General features: G+C 69.4%; 17 protein-coding genes. 6 read left to right on the top strand and 11 right to left on the bottom strand.

Annotated features, from left to right (window positions below; translation table 11 throughout):
* The 5 genes from JHC79_RS09080 to typA form a co-directional block, all read right to left on the bottom strand.
* A partial coding sequence (locus JHC79_RS09080; protein ID WP_296389838.1) for a bifunctional FO biosynthesis protein CofGH occupies nt 1-2366 on the bottom strand: 2366 nt, incomplete at its 3' end.
* 170 nt (nt 2367-2536) lie between these two features.
* Complete coding sequence (locus JHC79_RS09075; protein WP_296389837.1) at nt 2537-2902, bottom strand: facilitated glucose transporter; 366 nt, start codon at nt 2900-2902, stop codon at nt 2537-2539.
* Between the two features lie 2 nt (nt 2903-2904).
* Nucleotides 2905-3807, bottom strand: a complete 903-nt coding sequence (gene mshB, locus JHC79_RS09070; protein ID WP_296389832.1) for an N-acetyl-1-D-myo-inositol-2-amino-2-deoxy-alpha-D-glucopyranoside deacetylase — start codon at nt 3805-3807, stop codon at nt 2905-2907.
* Nucleotides 3804-5729 (bottom strand): ABC transporter family substrate-binding protein, encoded by a 1926-nt coding sequence (locus JHC79_RS09065; protein WP_366782528.1) that lies wholly within the window; start codon nt 5727-5729, stop codon nt 3804-3806. The genes mshB and JHC79_RS09065 overlap by 4 nt, the downstream gene beginning before the upstream one ends.
* A 25-nt stretch (nt 5730-5754) precedes the next feature.
* A complete protein-coding gene (typA, locus tag JHC79_RS09060; RefSeq protein ID WP_296389831.1) occupies nt 5755-7662 on the bottom strand; it encodes a translational GTPase TypA in 1908 nt (635 codons plus the stop codon).
* 209 nt (nt 7663-7871) lie between these two features.
* Between typA and JHC79_RS09055 the strand changes: the two genes are divergently transcribed.
* The 3 genes from JHC79_RS09055 to JHC79_RS09045 all read left to right on the top strand — a co-directional run bounded on the left by JHC79_RS09055 (nt 7872) and on the right by JHC79_RS09045 (nt 10904).
* Complete coding sequence (locus JHC79_RS09055) at nt 7872-8048, top strand: hypothetical protein (protein ID WP_296389830.1); 177 nt, start codon at nt 7872-7874, stop codon at nt 8046-8048.
* A 132-nt stretch (nt 8049-8180) separates the two neighbouring features.
* Nucleotides 8181-9437, top strand: a complete 1257-nt coding sequence (locus JHC79_RS09050) for a DUF4185 domain-containing protein (RefSeq protein WP_296389829.1) — start codon at nt 8181-8183, stop codon at nt 9435-9437.
* Between the two features lie 177 nt (nt 9438-9614).
* Nucleotides 9615-10904, top strand: coding sequence for a DUF4185 domain-containing protein (locus JHC79_RS09045; protein WP_296389828.1), 1290 nt, complete (start codon nt 9615-9617; stop codon nt 10902-10904).
* 7 nt (nt 10905-10911) lie between these two features.
* On the opposite strand, the gene JHC79_RS09040 is transcribed toward JHC79_RS09045, so the two are convergent.
* Genes JHC79_RS09040 through JHC79_RS09020 form a run of 5 tightly spaced genes read right to left on the bottom strand, consistent with a single transcriptional unit; the run spans nt 10912 to nt 15578 of the window.
* The gene (locus JHC79_RS09040) at nt 10912-11436 is read right to left on the bottom strand and encodes a PASTA domain-containing protein (RefSeq protein WP_296389827.1); all 525 of its coding nucleotides are present in this window, start codon (nt 11434-11436) and stop codon (nt 10912-10914) included.
* Nucleotides 11437-11441: 5 nt separating this feature from the next.
* Complete coding sequence (locus JHC79_RS09035; RefSeq protein WP_296389826.1) at nt 11442-11843, bottom strand: (deoxy)nucleoside triphosphate pyrophosphohydrolase; 402 nt, start codon at nt 11841-11843, stop codon at nt 11442-11444.
* Nucleotides 11840-12862 carry an ABC transporter ATP-binding protein gene (locus JHC79_RS09030; RefSeq protein ID WP_296389825.1) on the bottom strand — a complete coding sequence of 341 codons (1023 nt, stop codon included), beginning with the start codon at nt 12860-12862 and terminating at the stop codon, nt 11840-11842. Before JHC79_RS09030 ends, JHC79_RS09035 begins: the two co-directional genes overlap by 4 nt.
* A complete protein-coding gene (locus JHC79_RS09025; protein ID WP_296389824.1) occupies nt 12863-14467 on the bottom strand; it encodes an iron ABC transporter permease in 1605 nt (534 codons plus the stop codon).
* Nucleotides 14468-14522: 55 nt separating this feature from the next.
* Nucleotides 14523-15578 (bottom strand): thiamine ABC transporter substrate-binding protein, encoded by a 1056-nt coding sequence (locus JHC79_RS09020; RefSeq protein ID WP_296389823.1) that lies wholly within the window; start codon nt 15576-15578, stop codon nt 14523-14525.
* Nucleotides 15579-15945: 367 nt separating this feature from the next.
* On the opposite strand from JHC79_RS09020, the gene JHC79_RS09015 reads away from it, so the two are divergent.
* Entirely contained in the window at nt 15946-16749 is an 804-nt protein-coding gene (locus JHC79_RS09015; RefSeq protein WP_296389822.1) for a hypothetical protein, read from the top strand.
* Nucleotides 16750-16984: 235 nt separating this feature from the next.
* Nucleotides 16985-17740: a hypothetical protein gene (locus JHC79_RS09010; protein ID WP_296389821.1), complete on the top strand. Its 756-nt coding sequence runs from the start codon at nt 16985-16987 to the stop codon at nt 17738-17740.
* An 18-nt stretch (nt 17741-17758) separates the two neighbouring features.
* Here the strand turns inward: JHC79_RS09010 and JHC79_RS09005 are convergent, their stop codons facing one another.
* Nucleotides 17759-19207 carry a sugar porter family MFS transporter gene (locus tag JHC79_RS09005; protein ID WP_296389820.1) on the bottom strand — a complete coding sequence of 483 codons (1449 nt, stop codon included), beginning with the start codon at nt 19205-19207 and terminating at the stop codon, nt 17759-17761.
* A 169-nt stretch (nt 19208-19376) separates the two neighbouring features.
* Between JHC79_RS09005 and JHC79_RS09000 the strand changes: the two genes are divergently transcribed.
* A complete protein-coding gene (locus JHC79_RS09000) occupies nt 19377-19946 on the top strand; it encodes an HhH-GPD-type base excision DNA repair protein (protein WP_296389819.1) in 570 nt (189 codons plus the stop codon).
* Nucleotides 19947-19972 lie beyond the last annotated feature (26 nt).

Genomic DNA, 19972 nt, shown 5'->3' with positions numbered 1-19972 from the left:
GTCTCCTCCATCAGCGTGCCGCCGAGGTCGTTGGCGCCGCCCTGCAGCATCACCTGGGTCCCGGCGGTACCGAGCTTCACCCAGCTGGTCTGGATGTTGTCGATACGCCCGTGCAGCATGACGCGCGCGAGGGCGTGCACCGCGCGGTTGTCGCGGTGGGTCGGGCCCGGCCGCGACGCGCCCGCGAGGTAGAGCGGCGAGCTCTGGTGCACGAACGGCAGCGGCACGAACTCGGTGAAACCGCCGGTCCGGTCCTGGATCCCGCGCAGGATGTTGAGGTGGCCGACCCAGTGTTTCGGGGCGTCGACGTGGCCGTACATCATCGTCGAGCTCGACCGCAGACCGACCTCGTGCGCGGTGGTCACGACGTCGATCCAGGAGGCGGTGGGCAGCTTGCCCTTCGTGAGCACCCAGCGGACCTCGTCGTCGAGGATCTCCGCCGCGGTGCCGGGGATGGTGTCGAGTCCGGCCTCACGCAGCTGGGTCAGCCACTCACGCACGCTCTGTCCGCCCCGTGACGCACCGTTGACGATCTCCATCGGTGAGAACGCGTGAACGTGCATGGAGGGCACCCGGGCCTTCACCGCCCGCACCAGATCGGCGTAGCCGGTGACGGGAAGCTCCGGGTCGATGCCGCCCTGCATGCAGACCTCGGTGGCGCCGGCGACGTGCGCCTCCCACGCCCGGTCGGCCACCTCGTCGGCCGAGAGTGTGTACGCATCGGCGTCGCCCTTGCGCTGCGCGAACGCACAGAACCGGCACCCGGTGTAGCAGATGTTGGTGAAGTTGATGTTGCGGTTGACGACGTAGGTGACGTCGTCGCCGTTGACCTCCTTGCGCAGCGAATCCGCCAGCGCCACCAGCGCCTCGAGCCCGTCACCGTCGGCGGTCGCGAGCGCGAGGTAGTCGGCGTCGCTGCAGGCGGCCGGGTCCTTCTCGGCGTTGCGCAGTGCGGTCAGCACGTCGGCGTCGAGGCGGGCGGGCGCCGCCGCGGCGTCGGCCGAGAGGGCCAGCACCTGCTCGCGCACGGTGTCCCAGTCGCCGAACGCACTGCCGAGGTCACTGCGGGTCTCGGTGTTGCGGCCCTCGGAGTCGATGGCGGTGTGCAGATCGACGCGTCCGGTCGACTGCCAGTCCTCGTCGGGTTCCTGCCACGGCAGACCCACCGGGATGACGTCGGCGGCCAGACCGGTCACCGGGTCCGACAGCGCGCGCACGTGCCCGGTGATGCGAGGGTCGATCCAGGGCTGCCCGGCCAGGACGTACTGCGGTTGCGCCGCAACACGTTCGGTCAGCGTGTAACCGGTGTCGGCGGTGATCTGGGCGAGGGTGTCCAGGTTGGGCCACGGACGCTCCGGGTTGACGTGATCCGGGGTCAGCGGCGAGACGCCACCCCAGTCGTCGACGCCCGCGCCGATCAGCGCGGCGCACTCGTCGGCCGAGACCAGGTTCGGCGGCGCCTGGATCCGCATCGACGGACCGAGCAGGACCCGAGCGACGGCGACCGCGGCGATGAACTCGTCGATGTCGGCGTCGGGCACCGACCGCATCGCCGTGTCCGACTTCGCGCGGAAGTTCTGGATGATCACCTCTTGGATGTGACCGAAAGCCTTGTGCGTCGAACGGATCTCGAGGATCGACTCCGCGCGCTCGCGCCGTGTCTCACCGATCCCCACGAGGATCCCGGTGGTGAACGGCACCGACAGCCGGCCCGCGTCGACCAGCACGCGCTTGCGCACCTCGGGGTCCTTGTCGGGACTGCCGTGGTGGCACTCCCCCTTGTCGGTGAACAGGCGCCGCGAGGTGGTCTCGAGCATCATGCCCATCGACGGGGCCACCGGCTTCAGACGCGAGATCTCCTCCCACGACATCACACCGGGGTTGAGGTGCGGCAGCAGACCGGTCTCCTCGAGGACCCGGATCGACGCCGCGCGCACGTAGTCCAGCGTCGAGTCGTACCCACGCTCGTCGAGCCACTGGGCGGCCTCGGGCCACCGGTCCTCGGGTCGGTCACCGAGGGTGAACAGCGCTTCCTTGCACCCCAGCTCGGCGCCGCGGCGCGCGATGTCGAGAACCTCGTCCATCTCCAGGAAGGCGCCGTTTCCCTCGCGGGCCAGCTTGCCGGGCACGGTCACGAAGGTGCAGTAGTGGCACTTGTCGCGACACAGTCGGGTCAGCGGGATGAACACCTTGCGGGAGTAGGTGACCTGGTGATCGCGTCCCTGCGCGGTCAGCCCCGCGTCCCGGATACGTCCCGCCGACGCCGACAGGTCGGCGAGGTCGTCACCACGGGCGGCGAGCAGCACGGTCGCCTCGTCGACGTTGATCGTCGCGCCGTCACGAACGCGGCGCAGCGCACGCCGCATGGCCGACGGTGTGGGCGCGACTTCGGCGGACACGATGTCTTCGCGCTGCGATGTCGGAACGCCCACGAAGGTGGGGGTCGGTAGATCAGCTGACTCACGGGGTTCGGATGTCACCCATCGATCATGCGCCATCGCAGCGCCGGGCGGTCATCTGCGCCCCCTCATCCGCCTCACGAGGTGCTGTGCGGGTGTGGCAGGCGCCCCGACCAGGACACCACCACCGGGATCCCGGCACCGAACACGACCAGCAGCAACGTCCGCCAGTCGGTGAACAGCAGGGCATCGCCACCTGGGCCTGCGAACAACCCGAACCCCATCGCGATCACCCATCCCCCCAGCGGCAGCATGCGGGCCGGGGTGTCGGTGTGTCCGGCGGCCAGCCACAGCAGGACGCCGTTGGCGAGGCCGCCGACCAGGGCGGTCGCCGGAACCGGGATGGAACCGACGTAGACGTTGAGGAAGGCCACGCTGAGCAGGCCGACGATGAAGCCGTCGAGGGTGAGCACCGCGAGCAGCACGCGGTCGACCGGGCGCATCGTCACGAGTCCACGGTCGAGGGTCCGAACAGATCGGTCTCACGCTCGCCGGGAACGGGCGGTTCGAGCTCGCCCTCGACGAGGATGAAGTGCTCCTCGGGGTGGATGGGCTGGACGATGTTGTTCGACAGCGCGTACTCGGTGCGGCTCGGCGCGACCGTCACCTGGGTGGCGTGGGCGGCGAGGGCGTCGACCTTGCGCTCGAAGACGTCGCGGACGTCGACCCCGGTGGTGATCTGCGCATCGGGGTAGCGCGGCAGTTCGTCGGCCAGCGGCATCCGCCAGCCCTCGGGAACGCGTGCGTCGACGCCGTCGAGCCCACGCTCGAGCGCCGTCGCCTCGGTGACCGACCAGTAGTGCTTGGCCACCGACCACCCGCGGGTGCGTGCCTCGTCGATGGCGGCGCCGCAGATGCGGTGGACCTCGACGTGGTCGGGATGACCGTAGGTGCCCGCGGGGTCGTAGCCGACGAGCACCTGCGGGCGCAGCGCGAGGATCAGGTCGGCCAGGGCGGTGACGGGTTCGTCCGGTGCGGCGTTGGTGAACGCGCGCGGGTGCTCCGCGGCGGGCGAGCCGGCCATCCCGGAGTCCCGCCAGCGACCGGCGCCGCCGAGGAACGTCGGGACCAGGGAGGTCCCCGGTGCGGCGAGGGCGTCGAGGGCGCGGGTCAACTCCAGCACGCGGTACCCGCCGAGTTGATCGGCACCGCCGTCGGCGGCGAGCCCGGCCCACCGGTCGCCGATGACCTCGCCCTCCTCACCCAGGGTGCAGGTGACGACGGTGACATCGGCGCCCTCGGCGAGATACCGGGCGATGATGCCGCCGGTCATGATCGATTCGTCGTCGGGGTGGGCGTGCACGACCATCAGTCGCCGCGCGGCCGACCGGTGTGTTGCTGATGTCATCGCCGGGCGATCCCCCAGGTGCCGGAGTTGCCGAAGATGCCGGTGGCCACCGGACCCTGGAGACGCACGTTGGTGGTCCCCGGTCCGACCGCGGTCAGCAGGGAGTCCTGGTAGATCGGCAGATAGACGTGCTGGGCGGCGACGGCGGCCTCCGCCTCACGCAACGCCGTCGACGGGTCGGCGGCGCTCAGGGCGCGGGTCGCGAGGTCGCCCAGGGTGCGGTCGCACAGTCCGGAGACGTTGCTGGCGTAGCGCTCGTCGCCGGTGGCCGACGACTGGTCGGGGGTGGTCGTCGGCGATGCACTCGGCGCAACGGTCGTGGGTACGGCACCGCTCGGGGTCGGGGTCGCCGACGTGCTCGCGGTGGCACCGGATCGCGGCACGTCGCACTCGGTGTTCGACGCGAGCCGCGTGGCCGGCGAGACCCCCGCCGACTGCCACCCGACGACGATGTCGACGCCGGGATCGGTGAGTGCGGTGCCGTAGAGCTCGGGCGCGGGCAGCGCGCGCACCTCGGCGAGGATGCCCGACCCGCGCAGCTGATCGCTGAGGCTGTCGGCCGCGGCCCGCGTTCGGACGTCGCCGGCGACGACGCCGATGCGTACGGCCAGCGTCGTGCCGCCGCGCTGCAACGGGACGACGCCCTGCGGCAGGGTCGTCGCGGTCGACGATCCGCCGTCGGTGGTCGACGTGGTGGTGGTCGGGGCCGCCGATGCGTCGGCGGCCGGTGCGCTCGCGCCGCTCGACGACGGTGGTGTCGTCGACGCCGCGGCCGGCACCGGGAAGTAACCGCCCGTCGCGAAGTACCCCGCGACGGCCGCCGCGTCCGGGACGGGCCGATCGGTGAAGTAGTAACCCGGGTCCGACGGTTGGAGGACGGTGTTGGCGAACGGCGTGACCGTGGCCTCGCCCGCACTCGCGTCGATGAGGACCTGCGGGTTCACCAGACCGAGAATCCCCTGCCGGACGGCGATGTCGGACATGATCGGGCTCCGGGTGTTCAGGGTGATGCCGAGCGACCGACCGACCGGGGTCCGTCCGGTGACGACGCCGGAGATCGCCCCGAGGCTTCCGGCGAGGGCGGGCCCGCCGGCCAGGGCGACGACCCGGGTGTCGCTCGATCGCAGCGACTCGGCGAGCTGGGCGGACGTGCCCACGCGATGCAACACGATCTGGTCGACCACCGCGGGGGTACGCCAGTACCGGTCGTTGCGCTGCAGGCGGATCTCGTCGCGACTGGAGTCGATACCGCTGATCGCGAACCGGCCCGCGGAGACGGGCAGTCCGCTGTCCATGCCGGTCTGGAAGCCGTTGGGGACGCCACGCAGCGCGTGCGAGGGCAGCAACGAGGTGAAGAGTTCCCTCCAGGCCGGGTACGGGGCACGGAACCGGACCACCGCCTCCTTGCCACCGGCACGGGAGGCCACGTCGTCGATGAGGCGGTAGCCGGCGGGGGCGACGGTGCCGGGTTGGCGCGACATCTGCTGCCACAGATACGAGAAATCCTCGCCCGTGACCGGCAACCCGTCGGACCACTGCGCGTCCTGGGCGATCCGATAGGTCACCGTGAACGGCGACTGCGATGTCACCTCGGCCCCGATCAGAACCGCCGGGTCGAGGAACCACGCCACTCCCGTCGGCGTCGTGACGGGAGTGAACGCACTCGGCAGCGTCATCGCGGCGACGGCCGCGGTGACCGGGCTCTGATCGGCCGACAGGTGCGGGTTGAACCCCACCCCGATCGAGTCGGTGGCCACCGAGATCGTCTGCCCCTGCGGGACGTCGGTCGGCGGCGGTGGAGCCTGCGACTCCTGCACCGGTGGCGGGGGGTCGGCCGTGCACGATGCCGTGACGACCGCGGCCACACACCAGAGCGCGGCGAGCAGCCGCGCTCCCCCTCGGCGCCTCATCGTCGCGGACACCCTCGCATTGTCGCCGACGCTCCGATCAGACGTTCGCGTTACGGGCCTTGGCACGCGACCGCTCACGGCCGCGGGTGGTGGCGTCGAGGTTGACCTTGCGCACACGCACGACCTCGGGGGTGACCTCGACACACTCGTCGTCGGTACAGAACTCCATGGCGGCCTCGAGCTCGAGCTTGATCGGCTTGGCCAGGGTCTCCATCACGTCGGCCGAGGACTGACGCATGTTGGTCAGCTTCTTCTCCTTGGTCACGTTGATGTCGAGGTCCTCCATGCGCGGGTTGATGCCCACGACCATGCCCTCGTAGGTGTCGGCACCCGGCTCGACGAAGAACGTTCCGCGATCGGCGAGCTGGATCATCGCGAAAGGGGTGACCGATCCGGCCCGGTCGGAGACCAGCGAACCGGTGTGGCGGGCACGGATCTCGCCGGCCCACGGCGCGTAGCCGTCGAACACCGCGTTGGCGATGCCGGTACCGCGGGTCTCGGTGAGGAAGTCGGTGCGGAAACCGATGAGGCCACGCGACGGGACGATGAACTCCATGCGGACCCAGCCACTGCCGTGGTTGGTCATGTCGCCCATGCGGCCCTTGCGGGCGGCCAGCAGCTGCGTGACGGCGCCGAGGTACTCCTCGGGGACGTCACAGGTCAGGTGCTCGAACGGCTCGTGCAGCTTGCCGTCGACCTGGCGGGTGACCACCTGCGGCTTGCCGACGGTCAGCTCGAAGCCCTCGCGGCGCATCTGCTCGACGAGGATCGCCAGCGCGAGCTCGCCACGTCCCTGGACCTCCCAGGCGTCGGGACGCCCGATGTCGAGGACGCGCAGCGAGACGTTGCCGACCAGTTCCGCGTCGAGACGGTCCTTGACCATGCGCGAGGTGAGCTTGTGGCCCTTGACCCGGCCGACGAGCGGCGAGGTGTTGGTGCCGATGGTCACCGAGATGGCGGGCTCGTCGACGGTGATGCGGGGCAGTGCGATCGGGTTCTCGGGATCGGCGAGGGTGTCACCGATCATGATTTCCGGCATGCCTGCGACCGCGACGATGTCGCCGGCGACCGCGCTCTCCGCCGGGGTACGCGCGACGCCGACGGTGACCAGCAGCTCGGTGATCTTGGCGCGCTCTGTGACGGGCTGGCCGTCGACCTCACGCATCCAGGCCACGGTCTGGCCCTTCTTCAGAGAGCCCGCGTAGAGGCGGACCAACGCGAGGCGACCGAGGAAGGCCGACGCGTCGAGGTTGGTGACGTGGGCCTGCAGCGGCGCGTCGAGATCGCCCTTGGGTGCGGGGACGTACGACAACAGGACGTCGAACAGGGCGTCGAGATTCTCGCCCTCGGGGACGCTGCCGTTCTCCGGCGCGACGGTGCTGGCGATGCCCGCGCGACCCGACGCGTAGAGGATCGGGAGGTCCAGGGCGAGCTCGGCGGCCTCGGCGGCCTCGTCATCGACGTCGGACGCGAGGTCGAGCAGCAGGTCGTGGCTCTCCTCGACGACCTCGGCGATGCGGGCGTCGGGACGGTCGGTCTTGTTGACCAGGAGGATGACCGGCAGCGACGCGGCCAGGGCCTTGCGCAGCACGAAGCGGGTCTGGGGCAGCGGGCCCTCGGAGGCGTCGACGAGGAGCACGATGCCGTCGACCATCGACAGGCCGCGCTCGACCTCGCCACCGAAGTCGGCGTGGCCGGGGGTGTCGATGACGTTGATGACGACCTCGGTCCCGTCGGGCTGACGACGGTGCACCGCGGTGTTCTTCGCGAGGATGGTGATGCCCTTCTCGCGCTCGAGGTCACCGGAGTCCATCACCCGGTCGACGACCTCTTCTCGCTCGGTGAAGACGCCGGACTGGCGAAGCATCGCGTCGACCAACGTGGTCTTCCCGTGGTCGACGTGCGCCACGATTGCGACGTTGCGGAAGTTCGGAACAGCATTCACTGGGCGTGTCTTTCGGGTATTGGACATACGAAAACGACCGGGCACGGCGCCTGACCGCCCACCAGGGTATCGGTAGGCCCGCTGAGATGACCGTCACAGAGCCCCCGAACGTCGATGAACGCTCTGCTAATGTCTGCCGACATAGGGTGTGCTTACCTAAGTTCGACACCGGCGATGCAGCGATCCGACAGTGAGGTCTTCTCAGTTCCATGGCAAAGGTGACCGCCGCGACCTTCACCAAGGTGAAGCCCAAGAAGAAGTGCTGCCGCAAGTCGACGCGCTGTGCTGTGTGCCCCGTGGTGCTGCACCGCCTCGGCAAGATGGACGCCCACGAGTTCTCGAACAAGCAGTTCAGCAAGGCCCTCAAGAAGGCCCGCGCCGCCTGATCCGGGCGTACCTCCCGAAAAGGGTCGACATCGGGTCGTTCGTCAGTACGATTCCCCAAAGTCACATATGCCCCGACCGTCATCGACGCGTCACTCGGTTCACCGCGAGCGGGGCACGGGGAGGGGTCCTTGATGAGGTTTCGTTCAATTCTCGCTGTCGTCACCACCGCGAGCGTCGCGCTGTCGGTCGCCGCGACCATCGGCGTCGCCGCGCCGGCCTCGGCCGCGCCGTGCGGCAACCGGGGCATCTTCGGGTCCAGCCTCGCGTTCGGCAGCAGTCTGGGTGGTCTGCTCGGCCGACGCAGCGATCAGAAGCCGCTGCCGCGGGTGCTGACCGGCAACACCCGGACCGTCGGATGGGTGACGGGCGCGCTCTCGCAGAACCACACCGACACCCGCTTCGGCATTTCCGGTACCGACCTCGGGATCTCCTGGGACAACGGTTCGGGACAGACCCTGATGGCGTTCGGCGACACCTACGGTGACTGCAACGCCCCCGGCCAGCAGTGGCGGCACAACACGATCCTGCGGACCTCGGACACCACCCCGGGCAACGGTGTGACCATCCCGTCCGGCGTGCCCGGCAACGTCCGTTCGGGCGCGTCGGTGTCCGCGGCCACACCGCGCAGGGCGTCGGAAAGCGTTCCGTCACCGGGCATCCCGGGAGTGGCGATCACGACGATCCCGACCGCGGGGATCGCCATCAACGGCATCCAGTTCATGAACTACATGTCGGTGCGGTCGTGGGGCGACGCCGGACGGTGGGTGACCAACTACTCGGCCGTGGCGGTCTCGCGCGACAACGGACAGACCTGGACGACGGCACAGTCCACGGTGCGCCCGAATCTCCTCACCCCGTCCTCGGGGGCGAAGGTGGTCGACGACAGCAACGGCAAGTTCCAACAGGGCGCCTACCTGACGGGCCGCGACGGCTTCATCTACCAGTACGGCACCCCCAACGGCCGCTTCGGCGCCGCGTTCGTCTCGCGGTTCCGCCCCGCCGACATCCTCGATCTCACGAAGTACCAGTACTTCACCGGCGACAAGGCCACGCCCTGGTCGCCCGATCAGACGAAGTCGAAGGCCATCGTGCGCGAACCGGTCGGCGAGATGTCGGTCGCATGGAACTCCTACCTGGGCCGCTACGTCATGCTGGCGGGCAACAACGGAAACGGGTCGCTGGCCCTGCGTACATCGCCCAACCCCCAGGGGCCGTGGAGCGGCCCGACGTCGCTGTTGAACTCGGGTCAGCTCAGCGGGGTCTACGCGCCGTACATCTACGCCGGTTCCCCCGCAGGAGGGCAGTACCTGTACTTCACGGCGTCGCGCTGGCAGGACTACAACGTGATGATGCTGCGCACCGATCTCACACGGATCCCCGTCCGCTGAGCGACGGTTCGTCGTAACGATCCGGCATCTGTTCGGCCGCGATCGATCTCTCGGTGCGGACTCGGGCGCAGCGGGCGGGGATCATCATCGGGTAAATCCCACTAGCCCCATCAGTCACACGAGTCACAGCGAAGTGGCGACGGCCGACCACGGCGGGCTCGGTTCCTCAGGAGTGTCATGTCCGCCCTACGTCGCAGCACCGTCCTGCTGACCACCGTGTGCACCGCGGCGGCCACCCTCGCCGGTGTCGGTCTGGCCGGACCGGCGTCCGCCGCGCCCTGCGGCAACGAGGGACTGCTCGGATCGTCACCGCTGGGTCAGGCGATCGGCAACGCATTCGGTAGCAGCGGCGGCGGCGCCCTGCTGGGCAAGAGCAGCTCCCAGGGCGCACTGCCGGTGGTCCGGACCGGGAACACCCGCCCGGTGGCCTGGGTGACCGGTGGCAAGTCGCCCAATCGCACCGACACACGCTTCGGTATCTCGGGCACCGATCTGGGGATCTCCTGGGACAACGGCTCCGGGCAGACGCTGATGGCGTTCGGCGACACGTTCGGCGACTGCAACGCCCCTCGGCAGCAGTGGCGCCACAACCTCGTCCTGCGCACGACCGACACCGACCCCGCCGACGGCGTCACGATCCGCGACGGGGTTCCCGGCGATGTCCGATCCGGCGCCGTCGTGTCCCCTGCGACACCTCGGTTCGCGAACGAGTCCATCCCGGCCCTGGAGGTGTCCGGGGTCGAGGTGACCACCATCCCGACCGCGGCGATCGCGATCGACGGCGTGCAGTACATGAACTACATGTCGGTTCGTCAGTGGGGCGGGCCCGGCCGGTGGGTCACCAACAGTTCCGCCATCGCGGTCTCACGCGACAACGGTCAATCATGGTCCACCGCAGCGGGAACGGTGCGCATCAACCTCCCGGTGTCGATCCCCGGCGTCGAGCAGGTCGACGACAGCAACGGCAAGTACCAGCAGAACGCCTACCTGCGCGGACGGGGCGAGGACCAGTACGTCTACCAGTACGGCACCCCCAACGGCCGCTACGGCGCGGCCTTCCTGTGCCGCTTCCTGCCCGGCGACATCCTGGATCTGAGCAAATACCAGTACTACACCGGCACCGCCGCCGATCCGTGGTCGCCCGACACCACGAAGTCGAAAGCCGTTGTCACCGAACCGGTCAGCGAGCTGTCGGTGGCGTGGAACAACCGGCTGCAGCGCTACGTCATGCTGTACGGCAACGAGGCGAACGGCACCATCGCGATGCGTACGGCGACGAAGCCCGAGGGGCCGTTCAGTGCGCCGATCACACTGCTCACCCGCCAGCAGCTCGGCGGCGTCTACGCGCCCTACGTCTACCCGGCCACCGGCGGCGACGACCGATACCTGTACTTCACCGCATCCCGCTGGTTGGACTACAACGTGATGATGTTGCGCACCGACCTGTCCCAGATCACCGTCAGCTGAGGGCGTCTCAGCAGTCGTTGGGTTCGTCGGTCTTGACCACCGACAGCACGGCGTCACCCTCCCCGATGCGCGCACCCGGAGCGGGTGACTGCGAGACCACGATCCAGTTGCGGTCGAACAACTGCGCCCGCCCCTTGCCCGTCGCGTCCTCGCTGCGGGAGTAGAAGACCCCGGTCTTCTGGATGCGGTCCTGTGCGGCCTGCAGATTCATGCACACCACGTCGGGCATGACGCCGGCACCGTCGGCCGCCGACGCGGTGGGCCGCGGCGCGAGAGAGGTGCTCGACGGGGTGGTCGTCGTCGGGGCCACCGTCCGCTCGACGGTGACGGTGCTCGCGATCGCGGGGGTCGCCGGGGTGTCGTCACCTCCCCCACTGGCGATGACCACCACGATCACGACGACGAGGAGCACCACCGCAGACCCCAGGATGATCCAGGCGGGTGCGTTGCGCCGTGGGGACGGGTGGTCTTGCTTGTCGAACGGGTCGGTCTCGTCACCGTGGTCGAAACGGCTGGTCGGCGGCAATGACATGGGACCTACTCTCCTCGTAACAGCGCGTCGAGATCGGGCAGCCAGGCGGTGTCGGCGGGGACCACGGCGCCCTGGGCGCAGAGCGCGGCGAGTTCGTCGGCGTCGACCCATCGGATCGCGAGATGTTCTCGCGGTTGCGGTGTCCCGGTGACGAGTTCGGCGGACAGGGCGACGAGGACGACACCGTCGGCGACCGCGACCGGCGCACCGACGGATTCGCCCACCGCCACCTCGACGCCCAGTTCCTCGTCGAGTTCCCGCCGCAGCGCCTCCGCGGGGGTCTCCCCCACCTCGACCTTGCCGCCGGGCAGTTCCCACAGACCGGCCAGATGTTCCGGGCGCGCTCGCTGCGCCACCAGCAGCCGACCGTCGTCGATCACCGCACCCGCGACGACGAGCCGGCTCATCCGATCACCGCGATGCGGTCGGGGTCGAGCGCCACGGCGACGTCGTCGCCCACCGACACCGACCGGTCCGACACCGCCGCGTACCGCGCACCGGACGGCAGCCGGATCGCCAGCAGATACTCCTCGGGGAGTGCGGCGACCGATTCCACCCGCGCGCGCACCTCCGAGGTCGGGACGACGACCAACGATCGGGGACGCAGCCCCACCTGCCGCTCTGTCACGGCCTCGGCGGCCCCGGCATCGGGCAGCCGGACGCGCCCGACCTCGGTGACCGCGATGTCGCCGTCCATCCGCGCGGTGACGACGCTGGTGCATCCGACGAACCGTGCGACCCACTCGGTGAGCGGCGCACGCCAGACGACATCGGGCGTGCCCGACTGCACGATGGACCCCTCGGACATGATCGCGATCCGGTCGGCCAGCACGGCGGCCTCCTGGTGGTCGTGCGTCACCAGGATCGTGGGGGTGCCCGCCGCGCGCAGGATCTCGGCGATGTCGACGGCGAGGCGTTCGCGCAGGCGACGGTCGAGCGAGGACAGCGGTTCGTCGAGCAGCAGGAGTCGGGGACGTGGCGCGAGAGCGCGCGCGAGCGCGACGCGTTGCGCCTGACCGCCGGAGAGCTCGGAGACCGGCCGGTCCTCGAGACCGGGGAGACCCACCAGGTCGAGCAGTTCACCGACCCGCTGCGCCGTCGCCGCCCGGGACCATCGGCGTGCGCGCAGGCCGTAGCCGATGTTGGCCGACACCGTTCTCCCCGGCAGGAGTTGACCGTCCTGGAACACCACGCCGAAGTCGCGACGGTGGGTGGGTACGTCGACGAGATCCACACCGTCGAAGCTGATCACGCCCGCCGTGGGGCGCTCGATGCCGGTGATGGCCCGGATCAGGGTGGACTTGCCGCACCCGGACGGACCGAGCAGAGCGGTGACCACCGACCCGTCGGTGCCGATGGACAGGTCCAGGCCGTCGAGGACGACCTGGTCGCGGTAGGCGACCCGCAGCGATCGGATGTCGAGCATCTAGAACTCACTGCCTTCCACGCCGCGCAGGGACTCCATGATCACCACGATGACGGCCGTGGCCGCGATCAGCAGCATCGAGCACGCCATCGCGGTCGCGAGGCTGTCCGCACCGGGTCGGTTCAACGCGGACCCGATCAGCACCGGCAGGGTGGTGGTACCCGGCCGGGCCACGAAGCCCGTCGCCCCGAATTCGCCGAGCGCGATGATGAACGCGAACGCCGTTGCCACACCCAGGGATCGCCAGATCAGCGGCAGGTCGACCGTGCGCCAGACCCGCCAGGGAGATGCTCCGAGACTCGCGGCGGCGTGCCGCAGCGACGACGGGACCGCCGCGAGGGCGGGGGCGATGATGCGGATGACGATGGGCGCCGCGATGAGCGCCTGCACCGCCGGGACCACTCCGGGCCACGCGGCGACCTCGGCGGGCAACGACGCGAGCACGACGAGATAGCCGAACCCCACGGTCACCGCGCTCACCCCGAGCGGCAGCAGAGCCAGCCCGGCACCGACGGTCGCGACCGTGCCCCGCGAGCGCTGCAGGGCGAGGGCTCCGAGCAGTCCGACGACCATGGCGAGCACCGTGGCCCACAGCGCGCTGACCGCGCTGTACTGCAGGGTCTGCAGGGGCGTCTCGCCGTTGACCGACTCGGTCAGCGACCGGTACCCGGACAGAGTCCAGGAGTCGGGGTCGGTCAGGGAGCCGCCGGAGGTGGGGCGGACCGAGCGCAGGGCGACGACCGCGAGCGGCCCGACGAGCAGGATCACCGACCACACCGTCGCGGCGGCGGCGCTCATCGCGCGCAGACCGGTCAGCGGTGTCGGGGCGGCGGCTCTGGCCGCGATCGCCTCGGTGCGGGGTGTGAGGACGCGGGCGGCGCCGACGACGATGACGACAAGGACGATCTGCACCATCGAGAGCGCGACCGCCGCGGGTATGTCGAAGTAGCCGATGGCCTGGGTGTAGATCGCCGTCTCCAGCGTCTGCCACCTCCCGTTGCCGAGGATGAGGACCACCCCGAAGCTGCTGGCGCAGAACAGGAACACCAGTGCCGACGAGGCCAGAACGGGGACGGCCAGTCGCGGGAGCACCACGGTGCGAAACGCCCGCCACCCGGATGCGCCCAGGGTGCGCGCGGCCTGCTCGGCCCGCGGATCCATCGTGCGCCACACCGACCCCACGACCCGGACGATCACCGCCACGTTGAGGAAGGCGTGCGCGGCGAGGATCGACCACACCGATCCGTCCCATCCCAGCCCGGCCAGCGGTCCGCCACGGCCGAGCAGTGCCCGAAAGGCCATGCCCACCACCACGGTGGGCAGCACGAACGGCACGGTCACCAGGACCATCAGAGCCGTCGACCACCGTGGCGCGGCGACCGCGACCAGCCAGACGATCGGGGCGGCGACGATCAGGGCGACCACGGTCGACCCCGCCGCCTGCGCGAGGGTGAAGCCGAGCAGTCCCCACGCGTCGGTCCGGGCGAGCAGCGCCCCGAGGCCGGCACCGTCGGACACGTCGAAGGCACGCCGGATCAGGGCGCCGACCGGCCACACGAAGAACACACCGAGAAACAGCAGGGGGACGACGACGATCGCGCCCACCCCGACCGAACGGAATCGCCCGGACGCGCCCGACGTCAGTTGACCAGCGAGAATGTCAGCGCCCCATGATGGTTCGCCACTGCTGCTGCCAACTCTCGCGGTTCTTGGCGATGGACGCAGCCGACAGCTCGACCGTCGATTCCGGCAACGGCGCGTTGCGCGCCCACGACTCGGGCAGCGGGGTGCCGTCCCGCACCGGGTAGACGTACATGGAGTCGGGCAGGGCGCGTTGCACCTGCTCGCCGAGCATGAAGTCGACCAGTTTCTTCGCACCCTCGGTGTTGGCGGCACCGCGGAGTACGCCGACGTACTCGACCTGTCGGAAGCAGCTGTCGAGCAGTGCCTTCGTCGCCGGGTTGGCGGCCGGTGACGACGCGTAGGAGACCACGATGGGTTTGGGGCCCTTGCCCTCTCCGCCGGAGAACTGCTGGTTGTACCCGGTGTCCCAGCCCGCCACGACCGAGACGTCGTTGCTGCGCATCGCGCGCCAGTAGTTCTGCCAATCCGCGGGGAACTGCGCGATCGTCGCGAGCAGGAACCCCATGCCCGGCGACGACGTCGCCGGGTCCATCACGACGGTGTCGCCCTTGTATCGCGGGTCGGTCAGATCGTTGACCGACGTCGGCACGGGGATCTTGCGCTGGTCGAACCAGGCGGTGTCGACATTGATGCAGACGTCACCACGGTCGACCGGGGTCAGCTGGTCCTTCGCGGCGCCGGTCAGCGAGTAGTCCTGCGCACCGCCGGTCAGCGCGGGTGACCGGTACGCCTCGAGTGCGTTCGCCGACACCGGCCGCGACGCAAAGGTGTTGTCGATGCCGTAGACCGCGTCGGCCTTGGGTCGGCCGGGGGTCAGGGAGATCGTCGACGCGAGCTGCCCGGCGTCACCGGATTTGGCGATCTTGAGCGTCAGACCGGACTGCTTCTCGAAGTCGGCGATCACGCTGTCGGGCAGGGCGAACGAGTCGTGGGTCAGCAGCGTGACCTCGTCGGCGGTGTCCGAACTCCCGCACGCCGACGCGAGCGACGCCACCAGTACCGCCCCGAGGGTGATCGCGACCGTTCGTCGACCCCACCGCTGTCCTGGCTGTTGTCGACCCCACCGCTGCACCCGATTGACCTCCTGCTCGACACTGCGCTACCCACCGATCTAACCAGTCGCGGACGAACGCGGCGTGTCGGCGGTGTCGGGGTGCCACCACGGGTTTCATGGCCGCGTCACAGGACCTGACCGGCGACCGGCACAGCGGAACGACCGCGGTGTCGATCCGGTGTGGACCGAGTAACAATCGGATCACCAGTCTCAATTGTCACTCCAGTACCAGGCTAGGGTCCCTGGACGGCCGCAGACACGCGGTCACCGCCTACACTGACGCCCGACGCGATGCGTCGGGGGAAGTGACAACGACAACGGTCTGCGCCCGCGGGGCGACCACGGTTCGCCGTCAGCGCGAATCGACACACGATGGGATGTAATTGTGCGTTTTGGTGACGTGCGTCCGGGGTCCTGGACCCGCCGGGCCGTCTGCGTAACCGCTCTGGCCGCCGCGACCGCGCTGTCGGCCCCGGCAGTCGCGTCCGGTGCCCCGGCACCCGCCACACCCAAGGTGGACCAGCAGACCCTCAGCTCGCTCGGCGCCTTCGTGCCCGCGATCGTCGGCTCGGTGGCCACCGCGGGCCCCGACGGCAAGGTCAACGCCGACATCGCCTCGCAGGCCAACGCGCTCGCCTCCGTCCCGGGCATGCCGCCCGCCGTCGGCGAGATCTGGAAGACCGTGCTCGGGTTCCTCAACAACACCGCGAAGCCGTCCCAGGTCGCGAAGGTCGCCGCGAAGAACGACCCGATCATCCCGACCGGTCCGAACGCCCCGCGTATCCAGCAGTTCCTGTACCCGACCATCGGCATCGGTTGCCTGCCCGACGGCAACTCGGTCGGCACCGCACTGGTGACCGCAGGCCCCCAGAAGGCGCCGGCCCCCGGTCCCGCCCGCGGCCAGGCCGGGTTCGTCTACACGAGCCTCGGCACCGGACCCGCGCTCGACAACAACCGTGCCCCGCTGATCGCGATCTGGATCAACATCGACACCGGTCGCTCCGGCCAGATCAACCTCAAGCGCAACGAGAAGATCAACGCCGTCAACGGTCCGGGCACGTTCACCGCGATCGCCAACACCGGCAAGGGCCGCGTGCTCTCGGCGATCTACGGCAACGTGACGACCAAGATCAAGGGCAAGACGGTCGGCTGCACCATCGTGCCGACGGTGGGCCTCGCCTACATCTGATCTCCGATCTGATCTCGACGACGCCGGGCGTCTCCGCATCCGCGGGGGCGCCCGGTTCTCGTTCGGTGCCCGGGCGACGCTGCTCCCGGTTCGATAGCGGTTGCGTCTCATAACGGAAACGCGCCTTGCCACCCGTGTCGACCCCGTGCGACCGTGCTCTCAAACACCATCCGTCACATCAGTAACAGGGCTGTGTCGCCGGTCGCGTGCGACGGGCCGCCCGCAGAGGAGCACCATGTCCGCGTCCCGTCCGTCCGTCCGCCGCGCGCTCGCAGCCGCCGCCATCTGTGTCGCAGGCCTGTCGGTCACCACCGGCGTCGGAGCCGCAGCCGCCGACCCCGCGGTGAGCACTCCCGACGCCGCGAACATCGCGCAGACCCTGTCCGCGGCGACCCCCACGGCGACATCGGGGGCGGATGTCCTCGCCCTGCTCTCGGAGGCCAACGCCGCCCTGCGGAAACTCGGGATCCAACCGTTCCTCAACCCCTCGGTGGCGTTCAACTGTGTCGCCCCGACCGCGTCCAACCCGCTCGGGCTCGCACCCGCCGCGGGCGGGGCCATCGCCGGACCGTGGTCGGCGCCCGGCGTCAACCTGCCGAAGATCCCGTTCGTGGACATCGACCCGAACGTGGTCAAGGACGGACAGACGCTGTACGGCTTCGTCCCCGCCGGCATCACGAGCGACCCGACCGCCACCGGCATGCAGGTGGCCTGGTTCAACGCGAACACCGGCAAGTACGGCATCGCCGGTATGGGCAAGGCCGGCCAGACACTCACCGACCAGTGGCTCGCGAACATCCCCGCCGGCCCGGTGAAGACCGGCGCAGCCATGGTGTTGGGCAACCTCGTCAACGCACTGGCCCCCGCGGGCAGCCGTCTCGCCCCGGTCGACACCGGCAAGGGAACGGTCCTCTCGGCGGTGTTCGGCACCGTGAACAACGGTGCGCGCAGCTGCTTCTTCCTCCCGATGGTGGGGATCACCAACGCCTGATCGCGACCCCCGCCGAGGTCAGGAGACCTCGGTGGGGACCGTCTTGCCGCTGCGCAGATCGCCCATGTCCTCGAGTTCCATGCCGTTGGTCTCGGGCACCTTGAACTGCACGTAGAAGTACGAGATCAGCGCGCACAGCGCGAAGAACCCGTAGACGTAGGCCAGCCCGAGGGACTCGCTCACCTGCGGGAAGAGCAGCGAGATCGCGAAGTTCGCGATCCAGTTCATGGCCGTACAGACGCCGAGGGCGACGCCGCGGATCCGGTTCGGGAACATCTCGCCGAGCATGACCCACATGACCGGACCCCAGGTGGCCGCGAACGCGACGACGAAGAGGTTGGCGCCGATCAGGGCCAGCGTGCCGTAGGTGTCCGGGAGCGTGACGCTGTCACCGGAGCCCTGCTGCTGGGTGAAGGCGATGGCGGCGAGCACGAGTCCGACGAACATGCCGACCGAGCCGATCTTCAGCAGCCGTCGTCGTCCGATGCGGTCGACGAACAGGATGGCGCCGAAGGTCATGACCACGTTGATGATGGCCGTGATGACCGAGGTCTTGAACGACTCGCTCTCGGAGAAACCGACCGACTGCCACAGGGTCGTCGAGTAGTAGAAGATCGCGTTGATGCCGACGAACTGCTGCAGGACGGCGATCCAGATACCGACCCAGACCAGCGGGTGCAGTCCGAACGACGGGCCTCGGATGTCCTTGAGCGACACGTTGGACTCACGCTTGAGCGTCAGCCGGATCTCTTTGACGCGGTTGAGCGGGTCCTTCTCGCCGGTCACCTCACGCAGGATGCGCGCGGCCTCCTCGTCGAGGTTGTTGCCGACGAGATAGCGGGGCGACTCCGGGATCATCAGTGCGAGAACGCCGTACACCAGGGCGGGGATGACGCCGACGAAGAACATCCACCGCCACGCCTCGATGCCGAACCAGAGGTCGTTGGCTGCGCCGCCCGCGCTGTCCTGCAGCAGGGAGTCCGACAGCAGCGCGATGAAGATGCCGATGGTGATCGCCAGCTGCTGCATCGACCCGAGCGCACCGCGGAACTTCGCGGGTGCGATCTCGGCGATGTAGGCCGGGGCGATGACCGACGCGATGCCGATACCGAGACCTCCCAGGATGCGCCACACGATGAGATCCGGGACGCTCCAGGCGAATCCGGTGCCGATCGACGAGATCGTGAACAGGAACGAGCCGACCAGCATGACGGGCTTGCGACCCCATTTGTCGGCGAGGCGGCCGGCGAACCAGGCGCCGAGCGCGCACCCGAGCAGCGCCACCGCGACGGCGAAGCCCTTGAAGAACTCGCTCAGCTCGAAGTGTGAACCGATCGAGTCGACGGCGCCGTTGACGACGGAGCTGTCGAAGCCGAACAGGAAGCCGCCCACGGCGGCGGCGACCGTGACGCCGATGACCTTCGCGACGTGTTGGTCCTTGGTGGTGGCCGGGCTCGTGGTGCTCATCTGGCTGCCCCGATCTACGCAGTAGGTATGTGTCGGGCACTGACGACCGCGATGTGCGCGGGTCGGCGTACGTGCCGCGCAAAACGCTACTCCGCACGCAAACTCGATGGACACGCAATCGCCCCACGACTCGCGGTCGGTTTGGTTTTCGGCGGATTAGACTTCCAGCATGGTCACCCTGCAGATTGCCCAGGACCCCGCTGCCGACGAGCTCCTGTCGAACGATCCGTTCGCGCTGCTCGCTGGGATGTTGCTCGATCAGCAGTTCCCCATGGAGCGGGCTTTCGCGGGGCCGGCCAAGGTTCTCGACCGGTTCGGCACGCTGGACCCCGAGAAGATCGCGATGGCCGATCCCGACGCGTTCGCCGACCTGTGCGCCACTCCCCCGGCCATCCACCGCTACGGGCGGTCGATGGCCAAGCGTCTGCAGGACCTGGCGAACGTGATCGTCGCGGAATACGACGGCGACACCACGCGCATCTGGACCGAGGCCACCAGCGGAGCCGATCTGGTCAAGCGGATCAACGCGCTACCGGGATTCGGTGAGCAGAAGGCCAAGATCTTCACCGCGCTGCTCGCCAAGCAGCTCGACGTGAAGCCGAAGGGGTGGACGACCGCGGTCGGCGACTACGGGAAGAAGGGTTTCCGGTCGGTCGCCGACGTCGTCGACGAGGAGTCGCTGAACAAGGTGCGGGCCTTCAAGAAAGAAGCCAAGGCGAAGGCCAAGGCCGGCGCCTGAACCGCCCGATGTTCGCTGGGTCACAC

Source organism: Williamsia sp. (genome assembly GCF_016462415.1).
Classification (GTDB): domain Bacteria; phylum Actinomycetota; class Actinomycetes; order Mycobacteriales; family Mycobacteriaceae; genus Williamsia_A.
Note: the sequence above shows the minus strand (reverse complement) of the source record. Positions and strands in the feature narration are given on the sequence as shown.